The 26,876-nt window shown below is 63.5% G+C and carries 20 protein-coding genes; 8 read left to right on the top strand and 12 right to left on the bottom strand.

The features are described 5' to 3' along the window. Window positions 1-52 precede the first annotated feature (52 nt). From AC07SZ_RS31180 to AC07SZ_RS31170, 3 genes are all read left to right on the top strand, one after another. Complete coding sequence (locus AC07SZ_RS31180) at window positions 53-2,671, top strand: caspase family protein (RefSeq protein WP_494917346.1); 2,619 nt, start codon at window positions 53-55, stop codon at window positions 2,669-2,671. A 162-nt stretch (window positions 2,672-2,833) separates the two neighbouring features. Continuing rightward, window positions 2,834-5,305, top strand: coding sequence for a DNA topoisomerase (ATP-hydrolyzing) subunit B (gene gyrB, locus AC07SZ_RS31175; RefSeq protein WP_056569248.1), 2,472 nt, complete (start codon window positions 2,834-2,836; stop codon window positions 5,303-5,305). A gap of 505 nt (window positions 5,306-5,810) precedes the next feature. Next, window positions 5,811-6,728, top strand: a complete 918-nt coding sequence (locus AC07SZ_RS31170; protein WP_494917344.1) for a hypothetical protein — start codon at window positions 5,811-5,813, stop codon at window positions 6,726-6,728. 94 nt (window positions 6,729-6,822) lie between these two features. Here AC07SZ_RS31170 and AC07SZ_RS31165 read toward each other — a convergent pair whose 3' ends face one another. From AC07SZ_RS31165 to AC07SZ_RS31120, 10 genes are all read right to left on the bottom strand, one after another. Continuing rightward, a complete protein-coding gene (locus AC07SZ_RS31165) occupies window positions 6,823-8,220 on the bottom strand; it encodes an NAD(P)(+) transhydrogenase (Re/Si-specific) subunit beta (RefSeq protein WP_056569240.1) in 1,398 nt (465 codons plus the stop codon). 1 nt (window position 8,221) lies between these two features. Continuing rightward, on the bottom strand, window positions 8,222-8,647 hold the full coding sequence (locus AC07SZ_RS31160; RefSeq protein ID WP_056570342.1) for a proton-translocating transhydrogenase family protein: 426 nt from the start codon (window positions 8,645-8,647) through the stop codon (window positions 8,222-8,224). Then, complete coding sequence (locus AC07SZ_RS31155) at window positions 8,647-9,927, bottom strand: Re/Si-specific NAD(P)(+) transhydrogenase subunit alpha (RefSeq protein WP_494917343.1); 1,281 nt, start codon at window positions 9,925-9,927, stop codon at window positions 8,647-8,649. Before AC07SZ_RS31155 ends, AC07SZ_RS31160 begins: the two co-directional genes overlap by 1 nt. Window positions 9,928-10,014: 87 nt before the next feature. Next, the gene (locus AC07SZ_RS31150; RefSeq protein ID WP_056569234.1) at window positions 10,015-10,239 is read right to left on the bottom strand and encodes an aa3-type cytochrome c oxidase subunit IV; all 225 of its coding nucleotides are present in this window, start codon (window positions 10,237-10,239) and stop codon (window positions 10,015-10,017) included. Window positions 10,240-10,419: 180 nt separating this feature from the next. Further along, complete coding sequence (locus tag AC07SZ_RS31145) at window positions 10,420-10,569, bottom strand: DUF3096 domain-containing protein (RefSeq protein ID WP_019862764.1); 150 nt, start codon at window positions 10,567-10,569, stop codon at window positions 10,420-10,422. 162 nt (window positions 10,570-10,731) lie between these two features. Further along, complete coding sequence (locus AC07SZ_RS31140) at window positions 10,732-11,502, bottom strand: N-acyl amino acid synthase FeeM domain-containing protein (RefSeq protein ID WP_056569231.1); 771 nt, start codon at window positions 11,500-11,502, stop codon at window positions 10,732-10,734. Window positions 11,503-11,648: 146 nt separating this feature from the next. Continuing rightward, complete coding sequence (locus AC07SZ_RS31135; protein ID WP_494917342.1) at window positions 11,649-13,964, bottom strand: putative bifunctional diguanylate cyclase/phosphodiesterase; 2,316 nt, start codon at window positions 13,962-13,964, stop codon at window positions 11,649-11,651. 91 nt (window positions 13,965-14,055) lie between these two features. Next, complete coding sequence (locus AC07SZ_RS31130; protein WP_494917341.1) at window positions 14,056-17,535, bottom strand: indolepyruvate ferredoxin oxidoreductase family protein; 3,480 nt, start codon at window positions 17,533-17,535, stop codon at window positions 14,056-14,058. A 214-nt stretch (window positions 17,536-17,749) separates the two neighbouring features. After that, window positions 17,750-18,283, bottom strand: a complete 534-nt coding sequence (locus AC07SZ_RS31125; RefSeq protein ID WP_494917340.1) for a hypothetical protein — start codon at window positions 18,281-18,283, stop codon at window positions 17,750-17,752. After that, window positions 18,276-18,887, bottom strand: coding sequence for a CGNR zinc finger domain-containing protein (locus AC07SZ_RS31120; RefSeq protein WP_056569222.1), 612 nt, complete (start codon window positions 18,885-18,887; stop codon window positions 18,276-18,278). The genes AC07SZ_RS31125 and AC07SZ_RS31120 overlap by 8 nt, the downstream gene beginning before the upstream one ends. 148 nt (window positions 18,888-19,035) lie before the next feature. Between AC07SZ_RS31120 and AC07SZ_RS31115 the strand changes: the two genes are divergently transcribed. The 4 genes from AC07SZ_RS31115 to AC07SZ_RS31100 all read left to right on the top strand — a co-directional run bounded on the left by AC07SZ_RS31115 (window position 19,036) and on the right by AC07SZ_RS31100 (window position 23,562). Further along, window positions 19,036-19,941, top strand: coding sequence for a branched-chain amino acid ABC transporter permease (locus tag AC07SZ_RS31115; protein ID WP_494917449.1), 906 nt, complete (start codon window positions 19,036-19,038; stop codon window positions 19,939-19,941). Between the two features lie 207 nt (window positions 19,942-20,148). After that, window positions 20,149-20,733 (top strand): TRAP transporter small permease subunit, encoded by a 585-nt coding sequence (locus AC07SZ_RS31110; protein WP_056569216.1) that lies wholly within the window; start codon window positions 20,149-20,151, stop codon window positions 20,731-20,733. Next, window positions 20,733-22,520: a TRAP transporter large permease gene (locus AC07SZ_RS31105; RefSeq protein ID WP_494917338.1), complete on the top strand. Its 1,788-nt coding sequence runs from the start codon at window positions 20,733-20,735 to the stop codon at window positions 22,518-22,520. The genes AC07SZ_RS31110 and AC07SZ_RS31105 overlap by 1 nt, the downstream gene beginning before the upstream one ends. A 13-nt stretch (window positions 22,521-22,533) precedes the next feature. Next, window positions 22,534-23,562, top strand: a complete 1,029-nt coding sequence (locus AC07SZ_RS31100) for a zinc-dependent alcohol dehydrogenase family protein (RefSeq protein WP_494917336.1) — start codon at window positions 22,534-22,536, stop codon at window positions 23,560-23,562. A gap of 265 nt (window positions 23,563-23,827) precedes the next feature. Here AC07SZ_RS31100 and AC07SZ_RS31095 read toward each other — a convergent pair whose 3' ends face one another. After that, a complete protein-coding gene (locus tag AC07SZ_RS31095; RefSeq protein WP_494917335.1) occupies window positions 23,828-24,937 on the bottom strand; it encodes a TRAP transporter substrate-binding protein in 1,110 nt (369 codons plus the stop codon). A 264-nt stretch (window positions 24,938-25,201) separates the two neighbouring features. Between AC07SZ_RS31095 and AC07SZ_RS31090 the strand changes: the two genes are divergently transcribed. Beyond that, window positions 25,202-25,975 (top strand): gamma-glutamyl-gamma-aminobutyrate hydrolase family protein, encoded by a 774-nt coding sequence (locus AC07SZ_RS31090; RefSeq protein ID WP_494917333.1) that lies wholly within the window; start codon window positions 25,202-25,204, stop codon window positions 25,973-25,975. Window positions 25,976-26,011: 36 nt separating this feature from the next. On the opposite strand, the gene AC07SZ_RS31085 is transcribed toward AC07SZ_RS31090, so the two are convergent. Beyond that, complete coding sequence (locus AC07SZ_RS31085) at window positions 26,012-26,683, bottom strand: outer membrane protein (RefSeq protein ID WP_494917332.1); 672 nt, start codon at window positions 26,681-26,683, stop codon at window positions 26,012-26,014. Between the last annotated feature and the right edge of the window lie 193 nt (window positions 26,684-26,876).

Raw genomic sequence — 26,876 nt, 5'->3', positions numbered from 1 at the left:
GCCATAAAGAGGTGGAATGGTCGGCAAGGGACTGAGCCGGGGGCGGTTCGACTTGCGTTTGCTGTTTGCCTTGCTGCTGATGCTCGCGACCATCGTCACCGCTGCGGCGGAACGGCGCGTGGCGCTGGTCATCGCCGAGGATGACTACCGGCTGGTCCGGCCGCTTGCCAATCCCCTGCATGATGGCGAGGCCATGCAAGCGGTGCTGAAGAAACTCGGCTTCGAGGTCGTGCTCGAAACCAATCGCGACCTCAGGCGCATGCGGCGCGCCCTCGACGATTTCCGCGAGGATGCCAAGGGCGCCGATGTGGCCTTGGTCTATTTCTCCGGCCATGGTGTCGAAATCTCCGGCGACAACCGGCTGCTGCCGGTCGATGCCGACTCCTCCTCGCTCGATCAACTGGACAAGACCAGCCTGCCGCTGGAAGAGGTGCGCGACGCCGTCGCCGCCACCGCCAAGGTCGGGCTGATCGTGCTCGACGCCTGCCGCAGCGATCCGTTCTCGGGGAGCAGTGGCAACGGTCGCGGCGCGACCTCGCTGGCGAAGGAAGTCGTCAACAAGGTCAAGCCAGGCCTCGGCCGCGTCGGGCGAGCGGAAAACATCCTGTTCGCCTTTTCGGCCGCACCCGGCGAGGCGGCCGCCGACGGCACCGGGCAAAACTCACCCTTCACGACGGCGCTGACCAAATATCTCGGCACGGACGGGCTCGAGATCCGCTCGGTGCTGACCTTGGTGCAGCAGGAGGTCTATGACCTCACACGCGGCAAACAGCTGCCCTATGTCGAAAGCGGCCTGCCGAAGCTGTTCTTTGCCGCTGAGGCCAAGGAGCAACTGCCGGAGCGCGAACGCCTGCTGCTGGCCATGGCCGATGTGACTCCGCAAATGCGCGGCGAGGTCGAGCAGATCGCCAACGACGCCGACATGCCGCTGGCGCCGCTCTATGGCGCGCTGATCAGCGCCGACGCCAGCCATCTCTCCGCCGGCAGCCTGAACGCCCGGCTGCGCGAGGCTGCCGACGCCTTCGTCAAGGTGCGCAGCGAAATGAAGGCGCTCGCCTCCGACGATCCGCAGGTGGCGGAGTTGCGCCGGCAGGCCGAGGAACAGCTTTCGCTCGGCGCCTTCGATGGCGCCCGCGCCCTTCTCGCCAAGGCAGCCGACATAGACAATATTTCGCGCCAGGCGCTGAAGGTCAATTTCGTCAGCCGCACCCTGTCCGAGGCCGCGACGCTTTATCTGTCCGGCGGTGCGGCGCGCGCCGACTTCGACTACGCCACCGCCATCAAGGACTATGAAACGGTGCTCTCGCTCTATGGCGAGGCTGGGCAGTCCTCATTGGCGCTGGAGGATGCCGACCGTCAGATCCGCACCCTGGACGAACTCGGCAAGCTCTACACCCTCGTCGGCAACACCGACGCCGCGGGCCGCGCCTTTTCGGCGCTGGTATCCAATCTCGAATTGCGCTCCGCCCGGGAAACCGATCCGAGCGTCAAGCGCGACTTTGCCGTCAGCCATATCAAGCTCGGCAATATCAGGATGGCGCAAGGCGACCTGCCGGCCGCGCTGGAGAATTACCGGACCGCCAGATCCATGCTCATGGATTTGACCGCGGCCGAGCCCGGCCGCCTGCCATGGTTCGGCGATTTCGCCATGGCCGACGACAAGATCGGCAACGTGCTGGTGACGCAAGGCGATCTGGCGGGCGCCTCGCAGGTCTATCAGGAAAGCCTGTCGATCAAGAAACAGCTCGCCGCCAACGAACCCGAACGCGCCGAACTGCAACGCGACCTCACCATTACCTATGACGAGATCGGCAATCTGGCGCACAGCGCCGGCCAGTTCGACAATGCCGAGGCGGCCTATGAGGAGAGCCTGAAGATCCGGCTGGCGCTGGCCGGGAAGAAGCCGCAGGATGCCGAGCGCCAGCGCGACGTCTCCGTCAGCCATGAGACGATCGGCGATCTCAAGCGCGAACGCGGCGATGCCGCCGGTGCGCTCGCGGCCTACCAGGCGAGCCACGTCATCGTCGACCAACTGGTTGGCCGCGATCCCGACAACAGCGAGCTGAAACGCGACCTGTCGGTCGGCAACGCCAAGATCGGCAATGCGCTGAGCGACCAGGAGAAGTGGCCGGACGCACTCGCCGCCTATCAAGAAGCGCTCCGAATATCCCGCGTGCTGGCAGGGAGCGATCCGAACAACACCGACTGGCAGCGCGACCTTTCGGTATCCATTGAAAAGGTCGCGGGGGTTCTCGCCATTCAGGGCGATCAGAACGGGGCGCTGAAAGCCTATATGGACAGTTTCGCCATCGCCGACAGGCTGGCGAAGCTCGATCCCGGCAATGCCGACTGGCAACGCGACCTGTCGATCACGCTGTCCGAGATCGGCATGCTCAAGGTCAAGCAGCGCGACGTCAAAGGTGCACGGCAGGCCTTTCAGGACAGCCTCGCCATCCGCCAGCAGCTTGCCCGGTCCGACCCTGACAACGCGACATGGCAGCGCGACCTGGTGGTCGCCATGGTCGACTACGCCCAGGTCGCCAGGAACCCCAAGGTGGTTCTCTCCCAGGCGCTCGACATGACGCTGGAACTCGAGCGGACCGGGCGGCTGGCCCCGCGATACAAGTTCATGATCAAGTTTCTCAGGGAGCGCGTGGCCAAGGCGAAATAGCGCCCGTCGGGAGCCAGCCCTGGACAGCCGGCTCATCCCCGGGGAAATGCCCGCAAACCTTGGAAAAACCGCCTTTAGCGCCTATATCTAGTGCATATCAGACGCGCGATTCGGGGCCGATTTTTTCGCGCTGTACAAGCGGCATCTAGACAATAGGTTTTCATGAGCGACCAGACCGAGAACACCAACGGCGCCGAGGCCGAATACGGCGCCGATTCCATCAAGGTTTTGAAGGGGTTGGATGCTGTCCGCAAACGCCCTGGCATGTATATCGGCGACACCGACGACGGTTCCGGCCTGCATCACATGGTCTATGAGGTGGTCGACAACGCCATCGACGAGGCGCTGGCAGGCCACGCCGACCTCGTCACCGTGACGCTCAACCCCGATGGTTCGGTGACGGTAATCGACAATGGCCGCGGCATTCCGACCGATATTCACACCGGCGAAGGCATTTCGGCCGCCGAAGTGATCATGACGCAGCTGCATGCCGGCGGCAAGTTCGACCAGAACTCCTACAAGGTGTCGGGCGGCCTGCATGGCGTCGGCGTCTCGGTGGTCAACGCCCTTTCGGCATGGCTGAAGCTCAAGATCCGCCGCAACGGCCAGATTTATGAAATGAGCTTCACGCACGGCAATGCCGATGCGCCGCTGAAGGCGACGGGCAGCTACGAGCAGGACAAGCAGCCAGGCACCTATGAGGGCCGCAGCGGCAGCTCGATCACCTTCTTTCCGTCGGCCGAGACCTTCACAATGGTCGAGTTCGACTTCGGCACGCTGGAGCACCGGCTGCGCGAACTCGCCTTCCTCAATTCCGGCGTGCGCATCGTTCTGACCGATGCCCGTCACGCCGACATCGTGCGGCATGAACTGCACTATGATGGAGGCCTCGAAGAGTTCGTCAAATATCTCGACCGGGTCAAGAAACCGCTGATCGAGAAGCCGATCGCCATCAAGGCCGAGCGCGACGGCATCACCGTCGAAGTGGCAATGTGGTGGAACGACAGCTACCACGAGAACGTGCTGGCCTTCACCAACAACATACCGCAACGCGATGGCGGTACCCATCTGGCCGGCTTCCGCGGCGCGCTGACGCGCCAGATCACCGGCTATGGCGAATCCTCGGGTCAGACCAAGAAGGAAAAGGTCTCGCTGATCGGCGACGATTGCCGCGAGGGCCTGACGGCGGTGCTGTCGGTCAAGGTTCCAGACCCGAAATTCTCCTCGCAGACCAAGGACAAGCTGGTCTCGTCGGAAGTGCGGCCGGTGGTAGAGGGGCTGGTCAACGAGGCGCTCGGCACCTGGTTGGAAGAGCATCCGACCGAAGGCAAGGTCGTCATCGAGAAGGTGATCCAGGCCGCGGCGGCGCGCGAAGCCGCGCGCAAGGCGCGCGACATCACCCGCAAGACCTCGCTCGGCGTCACTTCGCTGCCGGGCAAGCTGGCCGACTGCCAGGAGCGCGACCCGGCAAAATCGGAAATCTTCATCGTCGAGGGTGACTCGGCCGGTGGCTCGGCCAAGGGCGGCCGCTCTCGCCAGAACCAGGCCATCCTGCCGCTGCGCGGCAAGATCCTCAATGTCGAGCGCGCCCGCTTCGACCGCATGCTCTCGTCCGACATGATCGGCACGCTGATCACCGCGCTCGGCACGTCTATCGGCAAGGACGAGTTCAACGCCGACAAGCTGCGCTATCACAAGATCATCCTGATGACCGACGCCGACGTCGACGGCGCCCATATCAGAACGTTGCTTCTCACCTTCTTTTTCCGGCAGATGCCGGAGCTGATCGAGCGCGGCCATCTCTACATAGCCCAGCCGCCGCTCTACAAGGTGACGCGCGGCAAGAGTTCGCAATACATCAAGAATGAGAGCGCCTTCGAGGAATTCCTGATCGATTCAGGGCTGGAGGAAGCCTCGCTCACGCTGGGCTCGGGTGAAGTGCGGACCGGACAGGACCTGCACAGTGCCGTTGACGATGCGCTGGCTGTCCGCCAGCTGATCAACGGCCTGCACACGCGCTACAACCGCAATGTCGTCGAGCAGGCGGCGATCGCTGGCGGTCTCAACCCCGAGGTCTTCGGCGATCTCGGCCGCGCCAATGCCATGGCGGAGCGGATCGCACAACGCCTCGACATCATCGCCGAGGACACCGAGCGCGGCTGGACCGGCCGCATGTCGACCTCGAACGACGGCAGCGGCGGCTATGTCTTCGAGCGCACCGTGCGCAGCGTCAAGGAATACGCCCATCTCGACATGGGGCTGATCAATTCGGCCGATGCCCGCCAGCTCGACCGCTACGCGCAGCGCCTCAGCGAAGTCTACGGGACGCCGCCGGTGTTGCGGCGCAAGGATGTGGCCGAAACCGTTTCGGGGCCGCTGGCACTGCTCAACGCCGTCTTTGCGACCGGCCGCAAGGGCCTGACCATGCAGCGCTACAAGGGTCTCGGCGAGATGAATGCCGAGCAGCTCTGGGAGACAACGCTCGATCCGAATGTGCGTTCGCTGCTCCAGGTCAAGGTCAACGATGCGACCGATGCCGACAGCCTGTTCTCGCGGCTGATGGGCGACGAGGTCGAGCCACGGCGCGAATTCATCCAGGACAATGCGCTGTCGGTGGCCAATCTGGATATTTGATGCATGTTGCCCAAAACCGCACGGCGGTTTTGGCGGAACGAGATGCACAAGAACTTAAAGCCGCGTCGCCTGAATCCGCTTCAGTGCGACGCGCTTCGAGACTGTAGCGATGCGCTGAAGAAGCTTGCCAGGGCGGCGTTCAGGCGCGCTCCCCTGCCAGTCCTTCCAGCATGGAATCGATCCAGCCGGCTTAGCTAGGCTGGCCGGCACCATTGGCAGGCAGGGACGAAGCCCCGGATTCCGCCTGTCTGGACCTATGGGCCAAATCCCAACACCATGATCGCTTGAGCTATTTGTGCGAAGCGGCGCTCCGAATTGTTCCATCGCCGGCAACCAAATCATTTTATAGCCCGCCGGAACGGAAGTCCTCTCGGGACATTGTGACAACATCGATCACAATTTCTCACAGGAGGCCTTCATGGGACGTGGCATTTTGCTCTGGTTGCTCGGCATTCCGATTCCGATCATCATCCTCATCATGCTGTTCGTACGGTAGGGGGCATTGATGCAGCCCACCGTATCGGCCATCGACCTATCCGCGTCAGAAGAATCCTCCGCTACAGCCGTCAGCTGGGGACCGATCATTGCCGGCGCCTTCGCGGCCTCGACATTAACCTTCGTCCTGATGCTGCTCGGCTCGGGTCTGGGCCTCAGCATGGTTTCGCCATGGTCAGGCTCGGGTGCGTCGGTTACCACCTTCGCGGTATCGACGGCGATCTGGCTGATCGTCGTGCAGTGGCTCTCCTCCGGCGTCGGTGGCTATCTTGCCGGACGCCTGCGCACCAAATGGGTCGGGATCCATACCGACGAGGTCTATTTCCGTGACACCGCTCATGGCTTCCTCGCCTGGGCATTGGCCACCTTGCTTGTGGTTGGCGTGCTGGGCTCGGCGCTCTCCGCTGCACTTGGTTCCGGCGTGCAGGCGGTTTCCACAGTGGCGTCGGGCGCTGCCATGGGTGCCTCGGCTGGCGCCTCCGCCAATGCCGGCGGCGCGTCGGCCAACAATGCGACTTCCTATCTGGTGGATTCGCTCTTCCGTCCGGCCGATCCGGCCAAGCTCGCAGGAACCAATCCGGACAGCGACGCCGCCGCGGTCGGGCAGGCCTCGCGCATCCTGGTCGCCAGCGCCGCGGCGGGCGAGATTTCGGCCGACGACAAGGCCTATCTGTCGCAACTGGTTGCCGCCCGCACCGGTCTTTCGGAGGCCGACGCCAAGGCGCGTGTCGATGCAATGGTCGCCAAGGTGGAAGACGCCAAGGTGAAGGCCAAGCAAGCCGCCGACACCGCCCGGAAGGCCAGCGCGACCTTTGCCTTGCTCGGCGCCTTGTCGCTTGCCATCGGCGCCTTCATCGCCAGCGCCGCCGCGGCCCTCGGCGGCAGGCAGCGCGACGAAGAGGAAGCAGTGTTCCTGACCAGCCGCTGAACCCAGGCACGCTCCCGAAAATGAAAGAGCCCGGTGTTTCGCTAAAGCCGGGCTCTTTGCTATTCTGATAGCGGCGTTTGTGCGATCGGCCGGATCAGTGATCCATGGCCTTGACGATCTCTTCCGTCATCTTCTTGGCGTCGCCGAGCAGCATCATGGTGCCGTCCTTGTAGAACAGCGTGTTGTCGATGCCGGCATAGCCGGAGCCGAGCGAGCGCTTGACGAACAGGCAGGTGCGCGCCTTGTCGACGTCGAGGATCGGCATGCCGTAGATCGGCGAGGACTTGTCGTCGCGCGCGGACGGGTTAGTGACGTCGTTGGCGCCGATGACATAGGCGACGTCGGCCTGCGCGAACTCGGAGTTGATGTCCTCCAGTTCGAAGACCTCGTCGTAAGGCACATTGGCTTCGGCCAAGAGCACGTTCATGTGACCAGGCATGCGGCCGGCAACGGGATGGATGGCGTATTTGACGTCGACGCCATTGGCCTTGAGCTTGTCGGCCATTTCGCGCAGCGCGTGCTGGGCCTGGGCGACCGCCATGCCGTAGCCCGGCACGATGATGACCTTCTGCGCGTTCATCATCAGATAGGCGGCGTCATCGGCCGAGCCCTGCTTGACCGTGCGCTCGATGCCGTCATCAGCCGCTGCGGCCGTCTCGCCGCCGAAGCCGCCGAGGATGACCGAGATGAAGCTTCGGTTCATGCCCTTGCACATGATGTAGGACAGGATGGCGCCCGACGAGCCGACCAGCGCGCCGGTGATGATCAGCGCCAGATTGCCTAGCGTGAAGCCGAGTGCCGCGGCGGCCCAGCCCGAATAGGAATTCAGCATCGAGACGACGACCGGCATGTCGGCGCCGCCGATCGGGATGATCAAGAGGATGCCGAGCACCAGCGAGGCGGCGACGATCAGCCAGAAGACCAGTTTCGATTCGGTCGTGACCAGCAGCACGATCAGCACGACCAGCGCGATGCCGAGGGCGGCGTTGATGAAATGGCGGCCGCCGATCATGATCGGCTTGCCCGACATGCGGCCATCGAGCTTCAAAAAGGCGATGACCGAGCCGGTGAAGGTGATGGCACCGATGGCGACGCCAAGGCTCATTTCGACCAGGGCCTGGGCATGGATGTCGCCCGCCGTGCCGATGCCGAAGCTTTCCGGCGCATAGATGGCCGCGGCCGCCACCATGACGGCGGCAAGGCCGACCAGCGAGTGGAAGGCCGCAACCAGCTGCGGCATCGAGGTCATGGCGATGCGGCGCGCGGTGACGGCGCCGACACCACCGCCAATGGCGAGGCCGAGCACGATCAGGCCGAAGCGGCCGGCCGACGGGGTTGCCAGCGCCAATGTGGTGGCGATGGCGATGCCCATGCCGATCATGCCGTAGAGATTGCCCTGGCGGCTGGTGGTCGGATGCGACAGGCCGCGCAGCGCCAGGATGAACAGGATGCCGGAGACCAGATAGAGGAAGGAAGCGAGATTGACGGTCACGTCACTTTTCCTTCTTCTTGTACATGGCCAGCATGCGCTGGGTGACGAGGAAGCCGCCGAAGATGTTGACCGAAACCAGCATCAGGGCGACGAAGCCGAAACCGGCGGCAACGCCGGAGGCAGCAATGCCGACAGCCAGCAGCGCGCCGACGACGATGACCGACGAGATGGCGTTGGTGACGGCCATCAGCGGCGTGTGCAAAGCGGGGGTGACCGACCAGACCACGTAGTAGCCGACGAAGATCGCCAGCACGAAGATGGCGAAACGGAAGACGAAGGGATCGATGGCGCCGCCGGAAAGTGCGTGCGCGGCATCACCCGCCGCTTCGGCACCGCCCGGCGCATTTGCCAGGTTCTGCACCGCCAGCCGGACGGCGGCACTTGCCTGATCGAGCTGGTCGAGGGCTTTCTGCAGGGTCTGATCCATCACGCGGTGCCTTTCGACTTGGGCGAGGACGACTTGGATGCGGCGGTTTTCCTGGGCGCGGCCTTTTTCGGCGCGGCAGGCGTGGAAGCATCGGCGACCATGGTCGTGGCCGGGATCGCGGCCGGCTCGACACGAGGCTGCTGGTCGGCCTTGGCGAAAGCGGGATGAACAACCTTGCCGCCGTCGGTCAGCATCGTTGCCTTGACCAGGTCGTCGTCTCGGTTGATGGCAAGTGTCTTGGTGTTCTTGTCGACCAGCGTCTCGAGGAAAGCGAACAGGTTCTTGGCATAGAGCAGCGAGGCGGATGCGGCGACGCGGCCCGGCACATTGAGGTGGCCGACGATCTTCACATTGTTGGCCGTGGTGACGACCTTGCCCGGCTCGGAACCTTCGACATTGCCGCCGCGCTCGACGGCGAGATCGACGAGCACCGAGCCCGGCTTCATCGAGGCGACCATGGCGGCCGAGACCAGCTTCGGCGCCGGACGGCCGGGGATCAGCGCCGTGGTGATGACGATGTCCTGCTTGGCGATGTGCTCTGATGTGAGCGCCGCCTGCTTGGCCTGGTATTCCTTCGACATTTCCTTGGCGTAGCCGCCCGCGGTTTCCGCGGCCTTGAACTCGTCATCCTCGACGGCCAGGAATTTCGCGCCGAGCGAAGCGACCTGTTCCTTGGCGGCGGGGCGCACGTCGGTGGCGGTGACGACCGCGCCGAGGCGGCGCGCCGTGGCGATCGCCTGCAGGCCGGCGACGCCGACACCCATGATGAACACCTTGGCCGCCGGCACGGTGCCCGCCGCCGTCATCATCATCGGCAATGCGCGATCATATTCCGAAGCGCCGTCGATCACCGCCTGGTAGCCGGCAAGGTTGGCCTGCGAGGACAAAACATCCATCGATTGCGCGCGGGTGATACGCGGCATGAATTCCATCGAGAAGGCGGTGACACCGGCCTTGGCCAGGGCCGCTACGGCGGCGTCATTACCGTAAGGATCCATGATGGCGATCACGGCGGCGCCGGATTTGTAGCTCTTCAGTTCGGCTTCCGTCGGCCGGCGCACCTTCAGCACGACATCGGCCTTGGCGACATCGGAGGCCTTGCCGATGGCGGCACCTGCCTTGGCAAACTCCTCGTCGGGGATGCGCGACCTTGTGCCGGCACCGGTTTCGACAACCACATCGAAGCCAAGCCCCGCAAGCCGCTTGACCGTATCGGGCGAGGCCGCGACACGCGGCTCGTTCGTGTCAAGCTCACGAGGGATGAAAACCGTCTGTCCCACCGCATGATCCTTTCGGCTGGAACCTGTTTGCGCAAAGTGTCGGCCGGAACATCCGGCGACGTCAACGGCAACGGGGTTTTGGAAGGTCTATCGCAGAATGAAGGCGCCGGCGGCCATAATCAGGAAGAACAGGATAAGCGCCGAGAAGAAGCCGCCAGCGAAGAAGCCGAAAGCCATCGCCAGAAGAAGCGCGCCGCAGAAAAGCGACCCGTATTTGGCCAGCGCGAGAAAGCCCGCATAGGTGCGGTCATGTTCGGCATAGTCCATCTTCGCGCCCAGTTCGACAGGACCGGTCGGCGAGTGATCAGCCATAGGAATACCCCTTCGAAGACATCTTTCAGGCACATAGCGAAAAGCCGGGCCGAGGGCAATGGCGCTATTGCCGCATCGCTGCCGACAACTGCCTCAAGGGAACATTGAAACTGCGGAAAATTGAACCTGCAGGCATATTCCGGCCAGGGACAGCCTTCGCGCCAGGCTTGATCGTCAGCCTCAGCCGGCGAGGTGCGGGAAAAGACCGAGCAATCCAACGACGATCAGATAGAGCGCGACGATGTAGTTCAGCAGCCGTGGCATGATGAGGATCAGCACGCCGGCGATCAGCGAGATAAGCGGCGTGAGCGCGAGCTGGGAAATATGCATGTCGGGATCCTTTCCAGAAGCGATGCCACCAACTTGCGGCTATGTCGCCCTATACAACGCCGTCACGCCAGGAAGGCTCCATCGTGATGCACGTTGCCCAAAAGCCGAGGCCGGTTCAGAGCGGAGGACATGCCCGAGGAGGCGACCAAGGACCGCTTTGGCTCAGGCTGCTTCGAAATACTTGGCGGTGGGCAAGATGGTCAGCGGTGCCAGCTCGCCCCTGTTGGGACGTTGGAAGAGCATGCGTTGCTCGAATGCCGTCGAGTTGAAGAACGGAAAGCGATCCAGCGTCGCCTGCATGTTCTCGGAGCACTTCGACTGGAAGAGATGCACGGGGACGGTGAGGCCGGGATAATTTCGCGGAGGCACCGCCTGCTCCGATCGGAAGATGCGATGATAGAAGGCGGAGTGTTCTTCCTTGATCGCCGTCAGGCAATAGGTCGGCTTGAAATGGCTGCAAGCAACCACCGCCAGCCTGAGAGTGACATACGGCAGCACGCGCAAGCTGCTCGACCACTCGAGATCGGCCGCGAACCGGCTCGGATCGACGAAAGTCTCGCCAGTCGCCAGTCGCCGCGCCAGCACGTCGCCGAAAACATCGGTGCTGGGCGACACAGGATATCTTGCGCTGGCGTAGTGGATTCTGATGGTGCTGACGAGCGCGCCGTCGAAGAAGACGCCGAAGCGGTATGAATTGGGCAGGTCGTCGAAGTCGTCCTTCACCATGCGGGAGGCATCTGGCTTGACCATGCCGGCGTGAAGATAGGAATTGTAGCGAAGCCTATAGATCGCCTCTAGATCCTCGGCGCCATCGCAAAGGCGATACTCCACATGCTCCAGAACATCCATGACGTGATCTGAAAACACTGAGGGGCTGTTCTTGCCCTTGCCCGCAGCCGCCGCAACGGGCGTACCCAACAACTTGTTTTCCATTCTGTCCTCGCACCGCCGCATAACGACAATAGCGAAGCACAGGAGGAACCAGAAGCAAAATTCCGAGCTTTTGCGTTTACTCTAAATTAACGTTAACAAATGGTAAATTGCGGGCACAGGAAGATCCGGGTCTTGATGACTGGATTTCAGGGGGCGGCGCGCTTGGCGATCGGCTGCAATTCGGCGGCGAAGGGCCAGGTTACATTGGACATGGTTTCGATGCCCGACGCGCTGAGTGCGGCACCGAACAGGAAGCCCTGGACAAGATCCGGTTTCACCGAATGCAGCAGTATCTTGAGCTGCTCGAATGTCTCGACGCCTTCGATGGTGACGGTGAGACCCAGGATACGGGTCAGGTCGACGACGCCCTTCAACAATTCCAGCGAGCGCGGATTCTGGGTAACATCCATCACGAATGAGCGGTCGATCTTGATCTTGTCGAGAGGCAGCTTGTGGAGATAGCTCAGGCTGGAATAGCCGGTGCCGAAATCGTCGAGGGCGATGCGCACGCCAAGCCGCTTCAGTTCCTCGATATATTGACGCGTCTGCGACTTGTCGTCGAGCAGCGCGGTTTCGGTGACTTCGATCTCCAGCCGGCCGGCGGCGAGGCCTGAACTGGCCAACGCATCGCGGACCTTCTGGATGACATCGCCATTGCGGAAATCCCTGGCGGAAAGGTTGACCGAGACGCTAGTCTGGTCAGGCCATTTGGCGCATTCGGCGCAGGCCGCCTGGAGCACGAAAGTGCTGATCTCGGAAATGATTCCCATCTCCTCGGCCAGCGGGATGAAGATGCCGGGGGAAATCGGCCCGAGATCGGGATGGTCCCAACGGCAGAGTGCCTCGCAGCTGGCGATGCGCATGGTCTTCATCGCCACGATCGGCTGATAGACAACCCGCAGGTTCTTGCTTTCCACGGCGGTGCGCAGATCCGCCTTCATCAGCTGACGGTTGCGGAACGCGGCGTCCATCGCCGCCTCGAACAGCCGCCAGCCGTTCTTGCCGAGTTCCTTGGCCTTGTAGAGCGCCAGGTCGGCCTTGACGATCATGGCGTCGACGTCGGTTCCCTCGACCTTCGACAGCACCGCGCCGGCGCTGGCCTGGATCCGCAAGCCGTGGCCGGCGACGTCGACCTCACCCTGCAGGTCGGCGAAAATCTGGTCGAGCAGGCTGGCGAGATGGCTTTCGTCCTCTATGCGATCGAAGAACATCATGAATTCGTCGCCGCCGAAGCGGCTGACGGCAATGCCTTGCCCAGCGATCGCCGAGAGCCGTTCCGCGACGGCATAGATCAGGCCATCGCCGACAGGATGGCCGAGCGTGTCGTTGACGCTCTTGAAATCGTCGAGGTCGATCACCGCCAGGCCGCACAGGCGGTCACGCTCGCCGGAGGCCATCAATTCGCCGACCAGTTCGTGGAAATAGGCGCGGTTCGGCAGGCCGGTGAGGTTGTCGTAGCGCGCCATGAAACGGATTTTTTCCTCCGTCTCGACACGCGCCGTCACGTCTTCAAAGGTGATGACGCCCAATTCCTGGTTGCCCTCGCGGGCGGAGAATTCAAAGTGCTGGCCATTGGAAAAGGAAACCAGCACCTTGCGGTCGCGGCCTTCGCGCAAGGCGCGCGTCAGCTGCGCCTCGATATAGCGGCAGTCCTTCGGTGCCAGCATGCCGCCGGCAACGCCGCGCAACAACAGTGAATGGATCGACCGCCCGAGCAACTGGTCGGGCGATTTCAGCGACATCAGACGGGCGGCCTCGGCGTTGCCGACGACCACCTTGCCGTCCGGACCGAGCATGACCAGGCCATGCGACATGGTGTTGAGGGCGCGGTTGAAGCGCTGCGCGATCTGTCTCGCCTGCTTGTGTCCGACAACGGCCGAAAACAGCACATTGCGGACGTGGTCGGCGCTGCCCTTGATGATGAACATGAAGGGGATGATCAGCAGGCCCAGCACGACATAGGGTAAGTCGAACCTGAGGATGAGCGCCGCGGCGATCGGCCCGACGAAGGTGATCGCAAAGATCATGACCATGCGCGGCGAGCCGTAATTTCGGCCGACGACGGTCACCAGGGAGGCCATCGTCACCGACAGCGCCCCGATCTCGGCATAGGAGTCCGAATAGACGTAGATGGAAATGAAGCAAAAGAACCCGAGCAACAACCCCTGAAGGCTACCCTTCAGGATGTATTCGCGCTCCCACTTCGTTGCATCGGCGGCGTCGCGAATCTCGCCGCCCGAGCGGTGGAATCGCCGCAGGCTGAAGTAACGCCAGACGCCGATGCCGAGCAGAGCGCCGGCGAGAACCAGGAAAATAGGCTGGCCGTGGCGCCAGTAGACCATGAGGCTGATCGTGGCGTGGCAAAGCGCGCCGATAACCAGCATATGCGCGTTGTCGAACAACGAGCGCACAAACTGGATATAAACATCCACTGGGATGTTATCGGTCTTTGTTTTGCCCATTACTGGCGCCCAATGAGCCCCAGCCTTGGCATAGTCCCATTAAAAAACCTTTAGCCTGGGCTGAAACGCCTGATTTTAGGCGCTTTTTGGATCATTCGGCGGCCTGAAGTTCCGGCCTTGCGGATGCTTTTGCCAAGCGATCGAGCAGCCTTTGGCGCTCGCCCAGGGCCTTTTCGGCGGTGGCCTGCCGGACATGGCCATAACCGCGGATGAGCGCGGGAACCGAAACGAGAGCGACCGCCGCATCGGCCTTATCGGGTGCCAGCGACTTGGCGACGAGCTGCAGATCACCCTCGTACTGTGCCAAAAGCTGCCGCTCCGCACGCCGTTCGGCGGTGTAGCCAAAAAGGTCGAAAGCAGTGCCGCGCAAGCCCTTCAGCGCCGCCAGCAGCCGAAAACCCTTCATCATCCAGGGGCCGAAGCTCGACTTCCTCGGTTTGCCATCATTGCCGCGACGTCCCATGAGCGGCGGCGCGAGATGGAATTCGAGCTTCTCGTAGCTCTGGAACTGCTTTCCAAGCTCGGCGGCAAAGGAGCCGTCGGTGTAGAGCCGAGCCACCTCGTATTCGTCCTTGATCGCCATCAGCTTGAACAGGTTCCTCGCCGCCGCCTCGGTCACGGCGGTCGAGCCGGGCACGGCCTTGGCCTCGGCGGCGCGCAGCTGCGCCAGCCTGTCGGCATAGCGCTTGCCGTAGGCGGCGTTCTGATAGGAGGTCAGGAAGGCGACACGGCGGGCAATGATCTCGTCCAGCGTCTGCGCGACCGGGGCGGTCTGTCCCGCCTTGCCTTGCTGGGAGACAAGGCCGCGCACGAAATCCGGCTGGTGTGCCGCGCGGCGGCCCCAGCGGAAGGCGGCGATGTTCATCGCCACCGCTTCGCCATTGAGCTCGATGGCCTTTTCGACGGCCTCGGCCGACAGCGGCAGGCCGCCATGCTGGAAGGCAAAGCCGAGCATGAACATGTTGGCGCCCAGCGAATTGCCGAACAGCGATGTGGCGGTGCGGGTGGCGTCGAAAAAATGCGCCTTGTCCTCGCCGGCGGCGGTGCGGATCGCTTTCTTCAGGCGTTCTATGGGCAGCGAGAAATCCGCCGAGCGGGCAAACTCGCCGGGCATGATCTCAGCGGTGTTGGCGAGGAAGATGGTATGGCCCTCGCGTACCGCCGTCAGCACCTTCTTGGCGCCCGACACGACGAGGTCGCAGCCAAGCACGAGGTCGGCCTTCCCCGCCGAAACGCGGATGGCATGGATATCGTCCGGCGTGCGGGCGATGCGGACATGGGTGAACACCGAGCCGCCCTTCTGGGCGAGACCGGCCATGTCGATCATGCCGCACCCCTTGCTCTCGAGATGAGCCGCCATGCCGAGCACGGCACCGACGGTGACGACGCCGGTGCCGCCGACGCCATCGATGATCGCCGCCCAGCCCTCGGCACCCAGAGGAAATTCGGCCGGTGCCGGCACGCCGTCGAGCGGATCGGTCTTGCCGGCCAGGCCCTCGGCTTTCCTGATCTTGGCGCCATGCACGGTGACGAAAGACGGGCAGAAACCGTTGACGCAGGAGAAGTCCTTGTTGCAACTCGACTGGTCGATCTTGCGCTTACGGCCGAATTCGGTCTCGACCGGCTGGATCGAGACGCAGTTCGACTGCACGCCGCAATCGCCGCAGCCTTCGCAGACCAGTTCGTTGATGAAGACGCGCTTGTCGGGATCGGGAAAGGTGCCGCGCTTGCGGCGCCGGCGCTTCTCGGCCGCACAGGTCTGGTCGTAGAGCAGGATCGACACGCCCTTGACGTCGCGCAACTCGCGCTGGACGAGGTCGAGGTCGTCGCGGTGGTGGATGGTGGCGCCGGCGGGGAATTCGGCCTTGCCGGCATATTTGTCGGGTTCGTCGGTGACGATGGCGATCCGGTCGACGCCCTCTGCCCGCACCTGCCTGGCGATCATGTCCACCGTCAGGCCGCCCTCGTGCGGCTGGCCGCCGGTCATGGCCACGGCATCGTTGTAGAGGATCTTGTAGGTGATGTTGGCTCCGCTCGACAGCGCGAAGCGGATCGCCAGCGTGCCGGAATGGTTGTAGGTGCCGTCGCCGAGGTTCTGGAAGATATGATCGCGCTTGGAGAAAGGCGCCTGGCCGACCCATTGCGCGCCTTCGCCGCCCATGGCCGTGAAGCCCAGCGTATTGCGGTCCATCCACAGCGCCATGAAATGGCAGCCTATGCCGGCGGCGGCGATCGAGCCGTCCGGCACCTTGGTCGAGGAGTTGTGCGGACAGCCCGAACAGAAGAAGGGCGTGCGCGAACCGATGTCGGTGGCGTCCGCCAGCATCGCCTGGAACTGGCGCAGCTTCGCCACCCGCGCCGAAATCTCTTCCGAAGGGCCGATGGTTTTCACGATGCGCTCGCCCAGGGCAATGGCGATCTCGTTGGGGTCGAGCGCGCCCTTGGCGGGAAACAGCCAGTCGCCGCGCTCGTCCTTCTTGCCGACGATGACCGGCTGGATGGCGGTACCGTAGAGGTTCTCGCGCAGTTGCACCTCGATCAGCGAGCGCTTCTCCTCGACGACGACGATGGCGTCGAGGCCACGGGCAAAGTCCGCGATGTGCTGCAGGTCGAGCGGCCAGGGGCAGCCGACCTTGAACAGCCGCACGCCGATGCGGTTGGCGGCCGCCTCGTCGATGCCGATATCCTCCAGCGCCTGGCGGACATCGAGATAGCTCTTGCCCAGCGTGATGATGCCGAGCTTCGGATTGCGGCCACCCGAATAGACGATGTGGTTCAGCCCGTTGGCATGGATGAAAGCGGAGGCCGCGGCACGCTTGTACTCGTGCAGCCGCTCTTCCTGGCCGAGCATGTCGATCTCGTGGCGGATGTTGAGGCCGCCCGGCGGCATGTCGAACTCCGGCAGGACGATGTTGAGCCGTTCGAGCGAGGCGTCGACCGAGGCCGTCGATTCGATGTTGTCCTTGACGCATTTGATCGCCGCCCAGGTGCCAGCGAAACGCGACATGGCAAAGCCATACAGCCCGTAGTCGATGATCTCCTGGACGCCGGCCGGATTGAGGATCGGCACCATGGTGTCGACGAAGAGGAATTCGGTGGCGTGCGCATTGGTCGAGGATTCGGCCATGTGGTCGTCGCCCATGAGCGCGAGCACGCCGCCGTGCCTGGACGAGCCGGCGAGATTGGCGTGACGGAACACGTCGCCCGAACGATCGACGCCCGGCCCCTTGCCGTACCAGACCGAAAAGACCCCGTCATGAGTGCCCTCGCCCAGCAGCTCCGTCTGCTGCGATCCCCAGCAGGCGGTGGCGGCAAGCTCCTCGTTGAGGCCGGGCTGGAAGACGATGTCGGCCCCAGCGAGCTGCTTCTTCGCCTTCCACAACTGCATGTCGAGCCCGCCGAGCGGCGAGCCGCGATAGCCGGAGACGAAACCAGCCGTGTTCAGGCCGGCGCGGCGGTCGCGCTCGCGCTGCATCAGGAGCATGCGGATGACCGCCTGTGCGCCGGACAGGAAGATGCGCTCCTTTCCAAGGTCGAACTTGTCGTCGAGCGCGACATCATGCAGCGTCATCGGGCATTTCCTCTGCGAAGGCCGCGGCCAGCAGCCAACGTCGGGATCGGATGGCGCATCCTTTCTCCCCTTGCAAGGCAGGTCAAACAAAATCGAAGGGGCCAGGCCACGCGCAACAAACAGTCCGGCGGGCACCGGACCACGCATGAAACCGTGCGCCGACAGCGCCACGGCGCACGAAAATTCCAGACGAAACCGGTGCGGTCGGAAGCTGTCAGCCGGCTTTCGAGCAGTCCGGCTTCGGCTCGCCCGGCAGCTTGCCGTCGGGATGGCCGGCGAGGTCGGGATTGGCCGTATAGAGCTGGTCGATGACCAGCGGCCGGTCGGGCAGGATCGACTGGTCCTCCGTCGACATCAGCGTGGTGTCGATCGTCTGCAAAACGGTACCGTCGGCGCCCTTGATGCTGATGGCGATGGCATAGGGCTTGTTCTTGACGATGCAGGTCAGCGCCGGGCTCTCCAGGCTCACCTTGTCGAGCTTCGGCCAGACCTTCTGTTCGACCACCAACGGCGCACCGCCGGCAGGGTTCTGGAAGCTGGCAACCGCCACCTGGCCCTCACCCATCGGCTGCAAGGGCCGCAGCGTCACGACGTAGGTTGCCCTGGCGAGACGGTAGTTGAAGACGAATATCTTGCCGGAAACCTCGAACAGCTTGCCCTCGCCGCCGGTATCGCGGCAGCCGCCGAGCGCCGCGGCGGCGATCAAGATGGCGCCGGCAACGAGCGCGCGTGAAAATCCCCTAGGCATCCTTGACCTCATGGGCCGCCAAGCGGCGGCGGCGATAGTGACGACTTGCCTTCTGCCGGTTGCCGCACACCGACATGTCGCACCAAAGACGGCTGGAATTGCGGCTTCTGTCGACAAACAGCCAGGTGCAGTTGGGACATATCCTGAGCCTCGCGATCGTGTCGTCACGCAGCAGCGAGAGCGCCGAAACCGCCAGCGCCGCCTCGAAAGCGATCGGCGTCGAGGGATTCCCGAACGGCTTTCCCGGTACACCGATCTCCGTGCGGCTGCCGGCCAGGCCCTCGGCACAGGCCCGCAGGAAATCCGGCAGGTCAGCGGTGGCGAGCGCGCCCTTCGACACCGCGCCGCGAAACAGCCGGTCGGTCGCCTCGCGGATCGACAGCACGACAGGCGCGATTGCCGCCGGTGAGGACACAGCCAGCCGCCTGTCGCCAAGCTCGGCGGCGCGGAAGCCGCTGGCCGCATCGGCAAAGCGGGCGATTTCGACCTGATCGTCGAAGCGGTCGAATGTGCGTTGGGGATCGCCGCGCAGCACGACGGTGTTCGCCGTGTCGAGCGCGAGCAGGCCGCCGGTGAAGCGGTGCGGGGTCCAGGCAACTGTCATATCGCAAAATCTAACCGATAAATCGCGTTTGACAAGTTAGATTCGACGATGCAAACCTCCAATGCGCACGGTATCGTCGCTTTGTCTTGAGCATTTTCGCCGTCCCGGACCACCGCGCATTCCGGGCGATACGCTTCTGGTGTTGAGCATGCTCTATTTTTTCCAGCAGGTGCTGAACGGGCTGCATTCGGGCGCGCTCTATGCGCTGCTCGCCTTCGGCTACGTGCTGACCAACGGTATCCTGCACCGCACCAACCTCGCCTATGGCGCGCTGTTTGCGTTCTGTGGCCAGGCGATGATCCTGAGCGTCGCCTTCGGCTATCAGGTTCTGTGGCTGACGCTGCTGGCGTCGGTGCTGTTCGGGGTCGTCGCGGCGTTCCTCTATGCCGCGCTGATCAGCCATGTCCTGTCGCGCAGCATCTTCGAACCGCTGGCGGACCGCTCGCCCAATGCCATCGTGGTGACCACGCTCGGCATCCTGCTCGTGCTTTCGGAGGCCAGCCGTATCGCGGCCGACACGCATGATCTGTGGCTGCCGCCAATGTTGGCGCAGCCCATCGTCTTCGCCGAAGGCTCCGGTTTCAAGGCGACGCTGACGCTGATCCAGGTGCTCGACTGCGCGGTGGTGCTGGCGGCGGTCGCACTCGCCACCTCAGCATTTGCCCACTCCAACTTCGGCCGGTGCTGGCGCGCTGTCTCGGACGATCCACGAGCAGCCGCCCTGTGCGGCGTCGACGTGCGCGGCGTGTTCCGGCGTGCCGTGCTGCTCGGCGGCTTCTGCGCCGCGCTGGCCGGCGTCATGGCCAGCCTCTACTACGGCAATGTCAGCTTCGGCTCAGGTCTGGTCTACGGCCTGAAGATCCTGTTCGTGACAGCGGTCGGCGGCTATCTTTCGCCGCCTCGGGCGGCAGTGGGCGCGGCCGCCTTCGGCATGGCCGAATCACTATGGGCCGGCTATTTTCCGGTCGAATGGCGCGATGCGTGGATGTACCTGTTCCTGGTGGCCATGCTGATCCTGATCGGCGCCGGCCGCGATACCGGCAAGGTCGTCTGAGCCCATCAGACTTTGGTTGCCCATCAGACTTTGGTTGCATGACGCCGGGGCAGACCGCCCTTGTCCCGCGCCCCCCTTCATCCGATACCGTTTTGCCGCCGCCATCCGTGTTGACCCGTCCTGCCACGCGCGGCATACCGTTGGGCCACGCGGCGTGACGGCAGAAAAAGGGGGAGCCGGCACGCCTCGGGTACAAGGGAGGACTGCATGGAAGGGCCGCTCGCTCTGTCGCGGGGCATCGACCGCCTGAACGAATTCATCGGCAAATCGGTATCCTGGCTGATCCTGCTGGCGATCCTGGTGAGCGCGGCCAACGCCGTCATCCGCAAGATGTTCGACACCTCGTCGAATGCGTGGCTGGAACTGCAATGGTACCTGTTCGGCGCCGCCTTCATGCTGGCGGCCGCCTATACGCTGAAGCAGAACGAGCATATCCGCATCGATATCGTCTACGGCCTGTTTTCACGCCGCGTGCAGCACTGGATCGACCTTCTCGGCCATATCCTCTTCCTGATGCCGTTCGTGACGCTGATGGTCGTCTATTTCGTGCCCTACGTGTCGCTGTCGTTCCACAGCGGTGAAATGTCGACCAATGCCGGCGGCCTGATCGTCTGGCCGGCCAAGGCGATCCTGCTGGTCGGCTTTTTCCTGCTGGCACTCCAGGGCATTTCCGAAATCATCAAGAAGATCGCCATCATGCGCGGCGTCATGGACGATCCCAACCCCTTCATTTCCGTGCACGAACAGGCTGAGCTCGAAGCCAAGGCGCTGGCCGACGAGGTGCGCTCGTGATGGAGTTCATCGCCCAGAACATGGCGCCGATCATGTTCGCCTCGCTGATCCTGTTCATGCTGATCGGCTATCCCGTCGCCTTCTCGCTGGCCGCCAACGGCCTGATGTTCTTCTTCATCGGCGTGCTTTTGACGCCCTATTCGGGCGGGGCGATCAACCTCGCCTGGCCGCTGCTCCATGCGTTGCCGGACAATTTCTACGGCAGCCGGGTGATGTCGAACGACACGCTGCTGGCCATTCCGTTCTTCACCTTCATGGGCATCGTGCTCGAACGATCGGGCATGGCCGAGGACCTGCTCGACACGATCGGCCAGCTGTTCGGACCGATCCGCGGCGGCCTCGCCTATGCGGTGATCTTCGTCGGCGCGTTGCTGGCGGCGACCACCGGCGTGGTGGCGGCATCTGTCATCGCCATGGGACTGATCTCGCTGCCGATCATGCTGCGCTATGGCTACGACCGCCGTCTGGCGTCCGGTGTCATCGCCGCCTCCGGTACGCTCGCCCAGATCATCCCGCCCTCGCTGGTGCTGATCGTTCTGGCCGACCAGCTCGGCCGTTCGGTCGGCGACATGTATGCGGGTGCGCTGATCCCGGGCCTCGTGCTCACCGGTCTCTACGCACTCTACATTCTCATCGTGTCGATCTTCCGGCCGAAGATGATGCCGGCGCTGCCGCTCGAAGCGCGCACGCTCGGCCATGGCGTGATTTCGCTGCTGGTGGCGCTGGCGGCGGCGGTAGCCGTCTCCTATGCGGCGTACAGCTATCTGGCACCGACCCATGGCGACAATGCCGATATTCTTGGCGCCTGCGTCGGCGTGATCCTGATCTATGTCGTCGCGATCGCCGACAGAAGGTTGAACATCAACATGATGTCGCGGCTGGCGCAGCAGGTCGTCGTCGTGCTGATCCCGCCGCTGGCGCTGATCTTCCTTGTTCTGGGCACCATCTTCCTCGGCATCGCCACGCCGACCGAAGGCGGCGCCATGGGCGCGGTCGGCGCGCTGGCGATGGCCGCGGCAAAGGGCCGGCTGTCGCTGGACGTGATCAAGCAGGCACTGGCCTCGACGACGCGGCTGTCGTCTTTCGTGCTGTTCATCCTGATCGGCGCCCGCGTCTTCTCGCTGACCTTCTACGGCGTCAACGGCCAGATCTGGGTCGAGCATCTCCTGACCTCGCTGCCGGGCGGCGAAGTCGGCTTCCTGATCGGCGTCAACATCCTCGTCTTCTTCCTGGCCTTCTTCCTCGACTTCTTCGAACTGGCCTTCATCATCGTGCCGCTCTTGGCGCCAGCCGCCGACAAGCTCGGCATCGACCTGATCTGGTTCGGCGTGCTGCTCGGCGTCAACATGCAGACCAGCTTCATGCACCCGCCCTTCGGCTTCGCGCTGTTCTACCTCCGCTCGGTCGCCGCGCGCGTGCCCTATCTCGACCGCATCACCGGCAAGCAGATCGCGCCGGTCACCACCGGCCAGATCTATTGGGGGGCGGTGCCCTTCGTCCTGATCCAGGTGGTGATGATCGGACTGACCATCGCCTTCCCGCAAATGGTGATGCGCTACAAGGGCACGGCGATCGATCCCGGCACGATCGACTACAAGGTGCCGGAAGTACCCGGCCTGTCGCGGCTCGGCGCCCCGCAGGATGGTGGCGCGCCCGCCAGTGGCGGCAGCGCACCGACCGCGCCCGCCACGCCAGACCTGTCGCAACCGCCGAGCTTCGGCGATGCGCCGCCGGCCAAGCCGGCGACACCGGCGCCAGACCTCTCGCAACCGCCGAGCTTCAATTGAGAGGGACGATGCCATGAAAGCGGTGCGGCTGGAGGCCGTGGGCAGCATCGCGCTGCGCGAGGTCGTCAAACCTGTCCCTGGCCCGGACGAGCTTCTGGTCCGGATCGAAGCCTGCGGCGTCTGCGGCACCGACCGCCACCTCTTCCATGGCGAATTCCCCTGCCGGCCACCGGTGACGCCCGGGCATGAATTTTCGGGCATCATCGAGGCGGTCGGCAACGGCGTCTCCGGCTTTGCCGTCGGCGACCGCGTCACCGGCGATCCCAACATCGCCTGCGGGAGATGTCCGCATTGCCATGCCGGCCGGGTCAATCTCTGCCGCAATCTCAATGCCATCGGCATCCATCGCGATGGCGGCTTTGCCGAGTATGTCGTTCTGCCGCAGAAGCAGGCCTTCATCCTGCCCGCCGACTTGCCTCCAACGCATGGCGCATTCTGCGAGCCGCTCGGCTGCTGCCTGCATGGCATCGATCTTGCCGCGATCAAGCCCGGCAGTTCGGTGATCGTGCTGGGCGGCGGCGTCATCGGGCTGCTCACCGTGCAATTGGCAAGGCTGGCCGGCGCCACGACCATCCTCCTGTCGACCAGACAGGCCTCGCGGCGCGCGCTTGCCGAGGAACTCGGTGCGACGGCGACGGTCGACCCCACCGCCGAAGATGTCATCGATGCCATTTCCGGACCGGCGGGCCTGATGCCGGGCGGCGCCGACGTGGTGTTCGAATGCGCGGGCGTGCGCGAGACCGTCGAGCAATCGATGCGGCTGGCAAGGGCCGGCGGCACAGTCGTCATCGTCGGCGTGACGCCGCAAGGCATGAAGGTCGAATTCGAGCCCTTCGACCTGCTGTTCCGGGAATTGAAGGTGGTTGGCTCCTTCCTCAACCCCTACACGCACCGCCGCGCCGCCGAGCTGATCGCGTCGGGTGCGATCGAGATCGACCGTCTCATCTCCAGGCAGGTGCCGCTCGAAGAGGCGGCTGACGTGATCGCCAATCCGCCGGCGCCGGGCGAGGTCAAGGTGCTGGTGGTGCCAGGCCTTGGCTGAAGCGATTGCCTTCGCAAATTGTCAATTACGAGTGTTAGCGCTGCCCCTCGTCGCCCTGCCGGGCACTTCTCCCCGTATAGCGACGGGGAGAAGGACGCCTCCGTCGCCGGTTTCGCCAGTTGCCAACGTTGCAGGAGATGCGCCAAGGGTGCGGCAGCCACCTTCTCCCCGTCACTAAACGGGGAGAAGGTGCCGGCAGGCGGTTGAGGGGCGGCGCAGGCTTCAGCCATTAGCTGGCGCGAGCCCGAGGTCTTTCCGGATAGTTCTACAGCTTGCCGTTGCGCTGCTGGACCATCATGAAGGTGTCGTAATTGTACTCGGCCACCTGTGCCCAGAGATAGTGCTCCTTGCGGAAGCCCTTGATCGATTCCCAGATCTTCTTGAACGGCGCGTTCGAGGCCTCCATTTCGGCATAGACCTCGTTCGCCTTTTCGAAGCAGGCCGCCATGATTTCCTGGCTGAACGGACGCAGTTTCGCGCCGCCGGCCACCAACCGCTTCACCGCTGCGGGGTTCACATAGTCGTATTTCTGCAGCATGTCGGCATCCGTGGCCTGCGCGGCGGTGTGCAACAGCGATTTGTAGGTCGGCGAAAGCTCTTCGTATTTCGCTTTGTTGAACATCAGGTGGACGGTCGGACCACCTTCCCACCAGCCGGGATAGTAGTAGTAGGGCGCGACCTTGTAGAAGCCGAGCTTCTCGTCGTCATAGGGACCGACCCATTCGGCGGCGTCGATGGTGCCTTTTTCCAGCGCCGGGTAGATGTCGCCGCCGGCAATCTGCTGCGGCACGACGCCGAGTTTCTGCACCACCTTGCCGGCAAACCCGCCAATGCGCATCTTGAGGCCGGAGAGGTCGGCGACCGTGTTGATCTCCTTGCGGAACCAGCCGCCCATCTGCACGCCGGTGTTGCCGCCCGGCAGCCCGAAAAGACCTTGCGTGGCGAGAAACTCGTTGAACAGGTCAATGCCGCCGCCATGATAATGCCAGGCATTCATGCCGCGCGCGTTGAGTGAAAAGGGAACCGCCGCACCAAGCGCCCATGTCGGGTCCTTGCCCCAGTAATAATATGCCACCGTGTGGCAGGCTTCGACTGTGCCGGCCGTGGTGGCGTCGGCCGCCTGCAGGCCGGGCACGAGCTCGCCGGCGGCAAAGACCTGGATCTGGAAATTGCCGTCCGTGGCTTCCGACAGCATCTTGGAGAAGACCTCGGCGCCGCCATAGATGGTGTCGAGCGATTTCGGGAAGGACGATGCCAGCCGCCATGTAATCTTGGGATTGGACTGGGCGATTGCCGGGGCGGCAAGCGTTGCCGCCGCCGCCGCGGCGCCGACACCGGTCACGCCGGCCTTGCGAATGAACGAACGACGATCCATGCAGTTCCTCCCTTTTGGATCAACAGACCGACATTCGGGAAATCCTCGGCTTCCCATATCGGTTGGCTGAAACAATACACGGGCAAGAAGCCTAGTCCAGCACGGCGGCCTGATTTGGTAACCAAGCCATGCGACCCTGCAACTATAGTCTAACAAGGGATTTGGTGGCCCATGCGACACGCCGAAACTTGCCATGGAAAAACCACAGCGGATCGCCTATTTTGAAGCCAGGACATACCTTGCCAGATGGAAACCAGAGCCAAAATGCAGCAGCCGCTCGTCGCCATATCGACCGACGTCCGTCAGTTCGACAACTACACCTGGCATGCCGCCCCTCAGCAATATCTCGAAGCCGCAATCGCCGGTGCGGGCGTGTTCCCGCTGCTGGTGCCATCGTTCGGCGACAGGCTCGACTTCGACGAGCTTTTGTCCTCCGTCGACGGCGTCATGGTCACCGGCTCGAAATCCAACGTGCACCCCTCGCTCTACGGCGGCGATGCCAGCGAAGCCAACGGCCCTTATGATCCGGCGCGCGACGCCACCACGCTGCCGCTGATCCGCCGGGCCATCGAGCGGGGCGTGCCGCTGCTCGCAATTTGCCGTGGCATCCAGGAGCTGAACGTCGCGCTCGGCGGCACGCTGGGCACCGAGATCCAGGAGCGCGAGGGTTCGCTCGACCATCGCGCTCCCGCGAGCGACAAACAAGACGAGCGCTTCGCCATGCACCAGACCATTTCGATCAAGCCCGGCAGCTGCCTGGCCGGCGTGTTCGGTGCCGGAGACATCAAGGTCAATTCGTTGCACCGGCAAGCGATCGACCGGTTGGGGTCGAAGCTTGAGATCGAGGCAGTCGCCACCGACGGCACGGTCGAAGCGGTTTCGGTCAAGGGAGCCCGCGCCTTCGCCGTCGGCGTCCAGTGGCACCCCGAATACTGGGTCAAATCGGACAGCAACTCGGCCAAGATCTTCCGCGCTTTCGGTGATGCGGTGCGCCTGCATGCGGCGGCAAAGGCTGGCGCACGGGCCGCGGCGGAGTAGAAAAGGCGGCGACAATGTCGCCGCCTTCAATCGATATCAGAACTTGTAGCTGAAGCCGACGCGGACAGCTTGAGTCTTCACCTCGGTGGGGTACAGGAAGCCGCTGTCGGTCGCTGGATTGTCGGTGAATTTGCCGAAATCGCTGTAGCGATATTCGACGCGCGTCGTCCAGTTCTGCATGAATGCATATTCGAGACCGGCGCCCACGGTCCACCCAGCTTTGGTATTGGACGAGTCGTCAGTCGTTCCACCATCGTCGTACTTGGTCTTGAAGTGAGCAACCGCGAGACCGCCAGTCGCGTACAACAGGGCCGGCCCCATCGCATAGCCAAGGCGTGCCCGCAAAGAACCTTGGACGTCGATCTTGGTCTTGATATTGCCGGCAAATTCGGAATCGACGGAGCCACTCATTCCCGAGGCTTCGATGTCGCCTTCAGCGCCAAGAACGAACGAACCGTAAGCCTGGTTGTAGCCAAGATGGATACCGCCGAGCACGCCGTTGGAGCTCCACGAGTCAGCCCAGTCCGAAAAGCCGTTGCCTATCTGGGAATCGTGGCTATCGACATCGCCCCAGCCATAGCCCAGTTGGACGCCGACATAGGGGCCGCTCCATTCATAGACTGCCGGACCGGAGGACAGCGCATCCGCGGCAAAAGCGCTGCCCGGAAGGGCGGCAAGAATGGCTGAAGCGAGCAGAATCGATTTCATAGGAGCACCCCGAAGCTGTGTTGTAGTCTAAACTGCTTCGGTTCCGGCGCAATACGGCCGGGTATCCCATGGATGTTTTCCTATCTGAAGTTGCAAAAAGACCACGCCTTGGCCGGCTAGAGCCTTTCACGTTTTGACGGAAGCGTAGCCTGCGTTTTCGAAGTAGTTCCTGCATTCGGCTGCCTCGATGGTT

This window comes from Mesorhizobium sp. GW821-FHT07A06, from assembly GCF_059419085.1.
The sequence above is the reverse complement of the archived record's forward strand: the minus strand, read 5'-3'. Positions and strand labels throughout refer to the sequence as shown.

Excerpts from the sequence above, each read along its gene's own strand:
- AC07SZ_RS31100 (WP_494917336.1), top strand. The coding sequence starts at position 22,534 with ATGAAAGCGGTGCGGCTGGAGGCCGTGGGCAGCATCGCGCTGCGCGAG.
- AC07SZ_RS31085 (WP_494917332.1), bottom strand. The coding sequence starts at position 26,683 with ATGAAATCGATTCTGCTCGCTTCAGCCATTCTTGCCGCCCTTCCGGGC.
- AC07SZ_RS31170 (WP_494917344.1), top strand. The coding sequence starts at position 5,811 with ATGCAGCCCACCGTATCGGCCATCGACCTATCCGCGTCAGAAGAATCC.
- AC07SZ_RS31145 (WP_019862764.1), bottom strand. The coding sequence starts at position 10,569 with ATGCATATTTCCCAGCTCGCGCTCACGCCGCTTATCTCGCTGATCGCC.
- AC07SZ_RS31150 (WP_056569234.1), bottom strand. The coding sequence starts at position 10,239 with ATGGCTGATCACTCGCCGACCGGTCCTGTCGAACTGGGCGCGAAGATG.
- AC07SZ_RS31125 (WP_494917340.1), bottom strand. The coding sequence starts at position 18,283 with ATGCCTAGGGGATTTTCACGCGCGCTCGTTGCCGGCGCCATCTTGATC.
- AC07SZ_RS31095 (WP_494917335.1), bottom strand. The coding sequence starts at position 24,937 with ATGGATCGTCGTTCGTTCATTCGCAAGGCCGGCGTGACCGGTGTCGGC.
- AC07SZ_RS31115 (WP_494917449.1), top strand. The coding sequence starts at position 19,036 with ATGCTCTATTTTTTCCAGCAGGTGCTGAACGGGCTGCATTCGGGCGCG.
- AC07SZ_RS31130 (WP_494917341.1), bottom strand. The coding sequence starts at position 17,535 with ATGACGCTGCATGATGTCGCGCTCGACGACAAGTTCGACCTTGGAAAG.
- AC07SZ_RS31110 (WP_056569216.1), top strand. The coding sequence starts at position 20,149 with ATGGAAGGGCCGCTCGCTCTGTCGCGGGGCATCGACCGCCTGAACGAA.
- AC07SZ_RS31090 (WP_494917333.1), top strand. The coding sequence starts at position 25,202 with ATGCAGCAGCCGCTCGTCGCCATATCGACCGACGTCCGTCAGTTCGAC.
- AC07SZ_RS31105 (WP_494917338.1), top strand. The coding sequence starts at position 20,733 with ATGGAGTTCATCGCCCAGAACATGGCGCCGATCATGTTCGCCTCGCTG.
- AC07SZ_RS31120 (WP_056569222.1), bottom strand. The coding sequence starts at position 18,887 with ATGACAGTTGCCTGGACCCCGCACCGCTTCACCGGCGGCCTGCTCGCG.
- AC07SZ_RS31160 (WP_056570342.1), bottom strand. The coding sequence starts at position 8,647 with ATGGATCAGACCCTGCAGAAAGCCCTCGACCAGCTCGATCAGGCAAGT.
- AC07SZ_RS31135 (WP_494917342.1), bottom strand. The coding sequence starts at position 13,964 with ATGGGCAAAACAAAGACCGATAACATCCCAGTGGATGTTTATATCCAG.
- gyrB (WP_056569248.1), top strand. The coding sequence starts at position 2,834 with ATGAGCGACCAGACCGAGAACACCAACGGCGCCGAGGCCGAATACGGC.
- AC07SZ_RS31140 (WP_056569231.1), bottom strand. The coding sequence starts at position 11,502 with ATGGAAAACAAGTTGTTGGGTACGCCCGTTGCGGCGGCTGCGGGCAAG.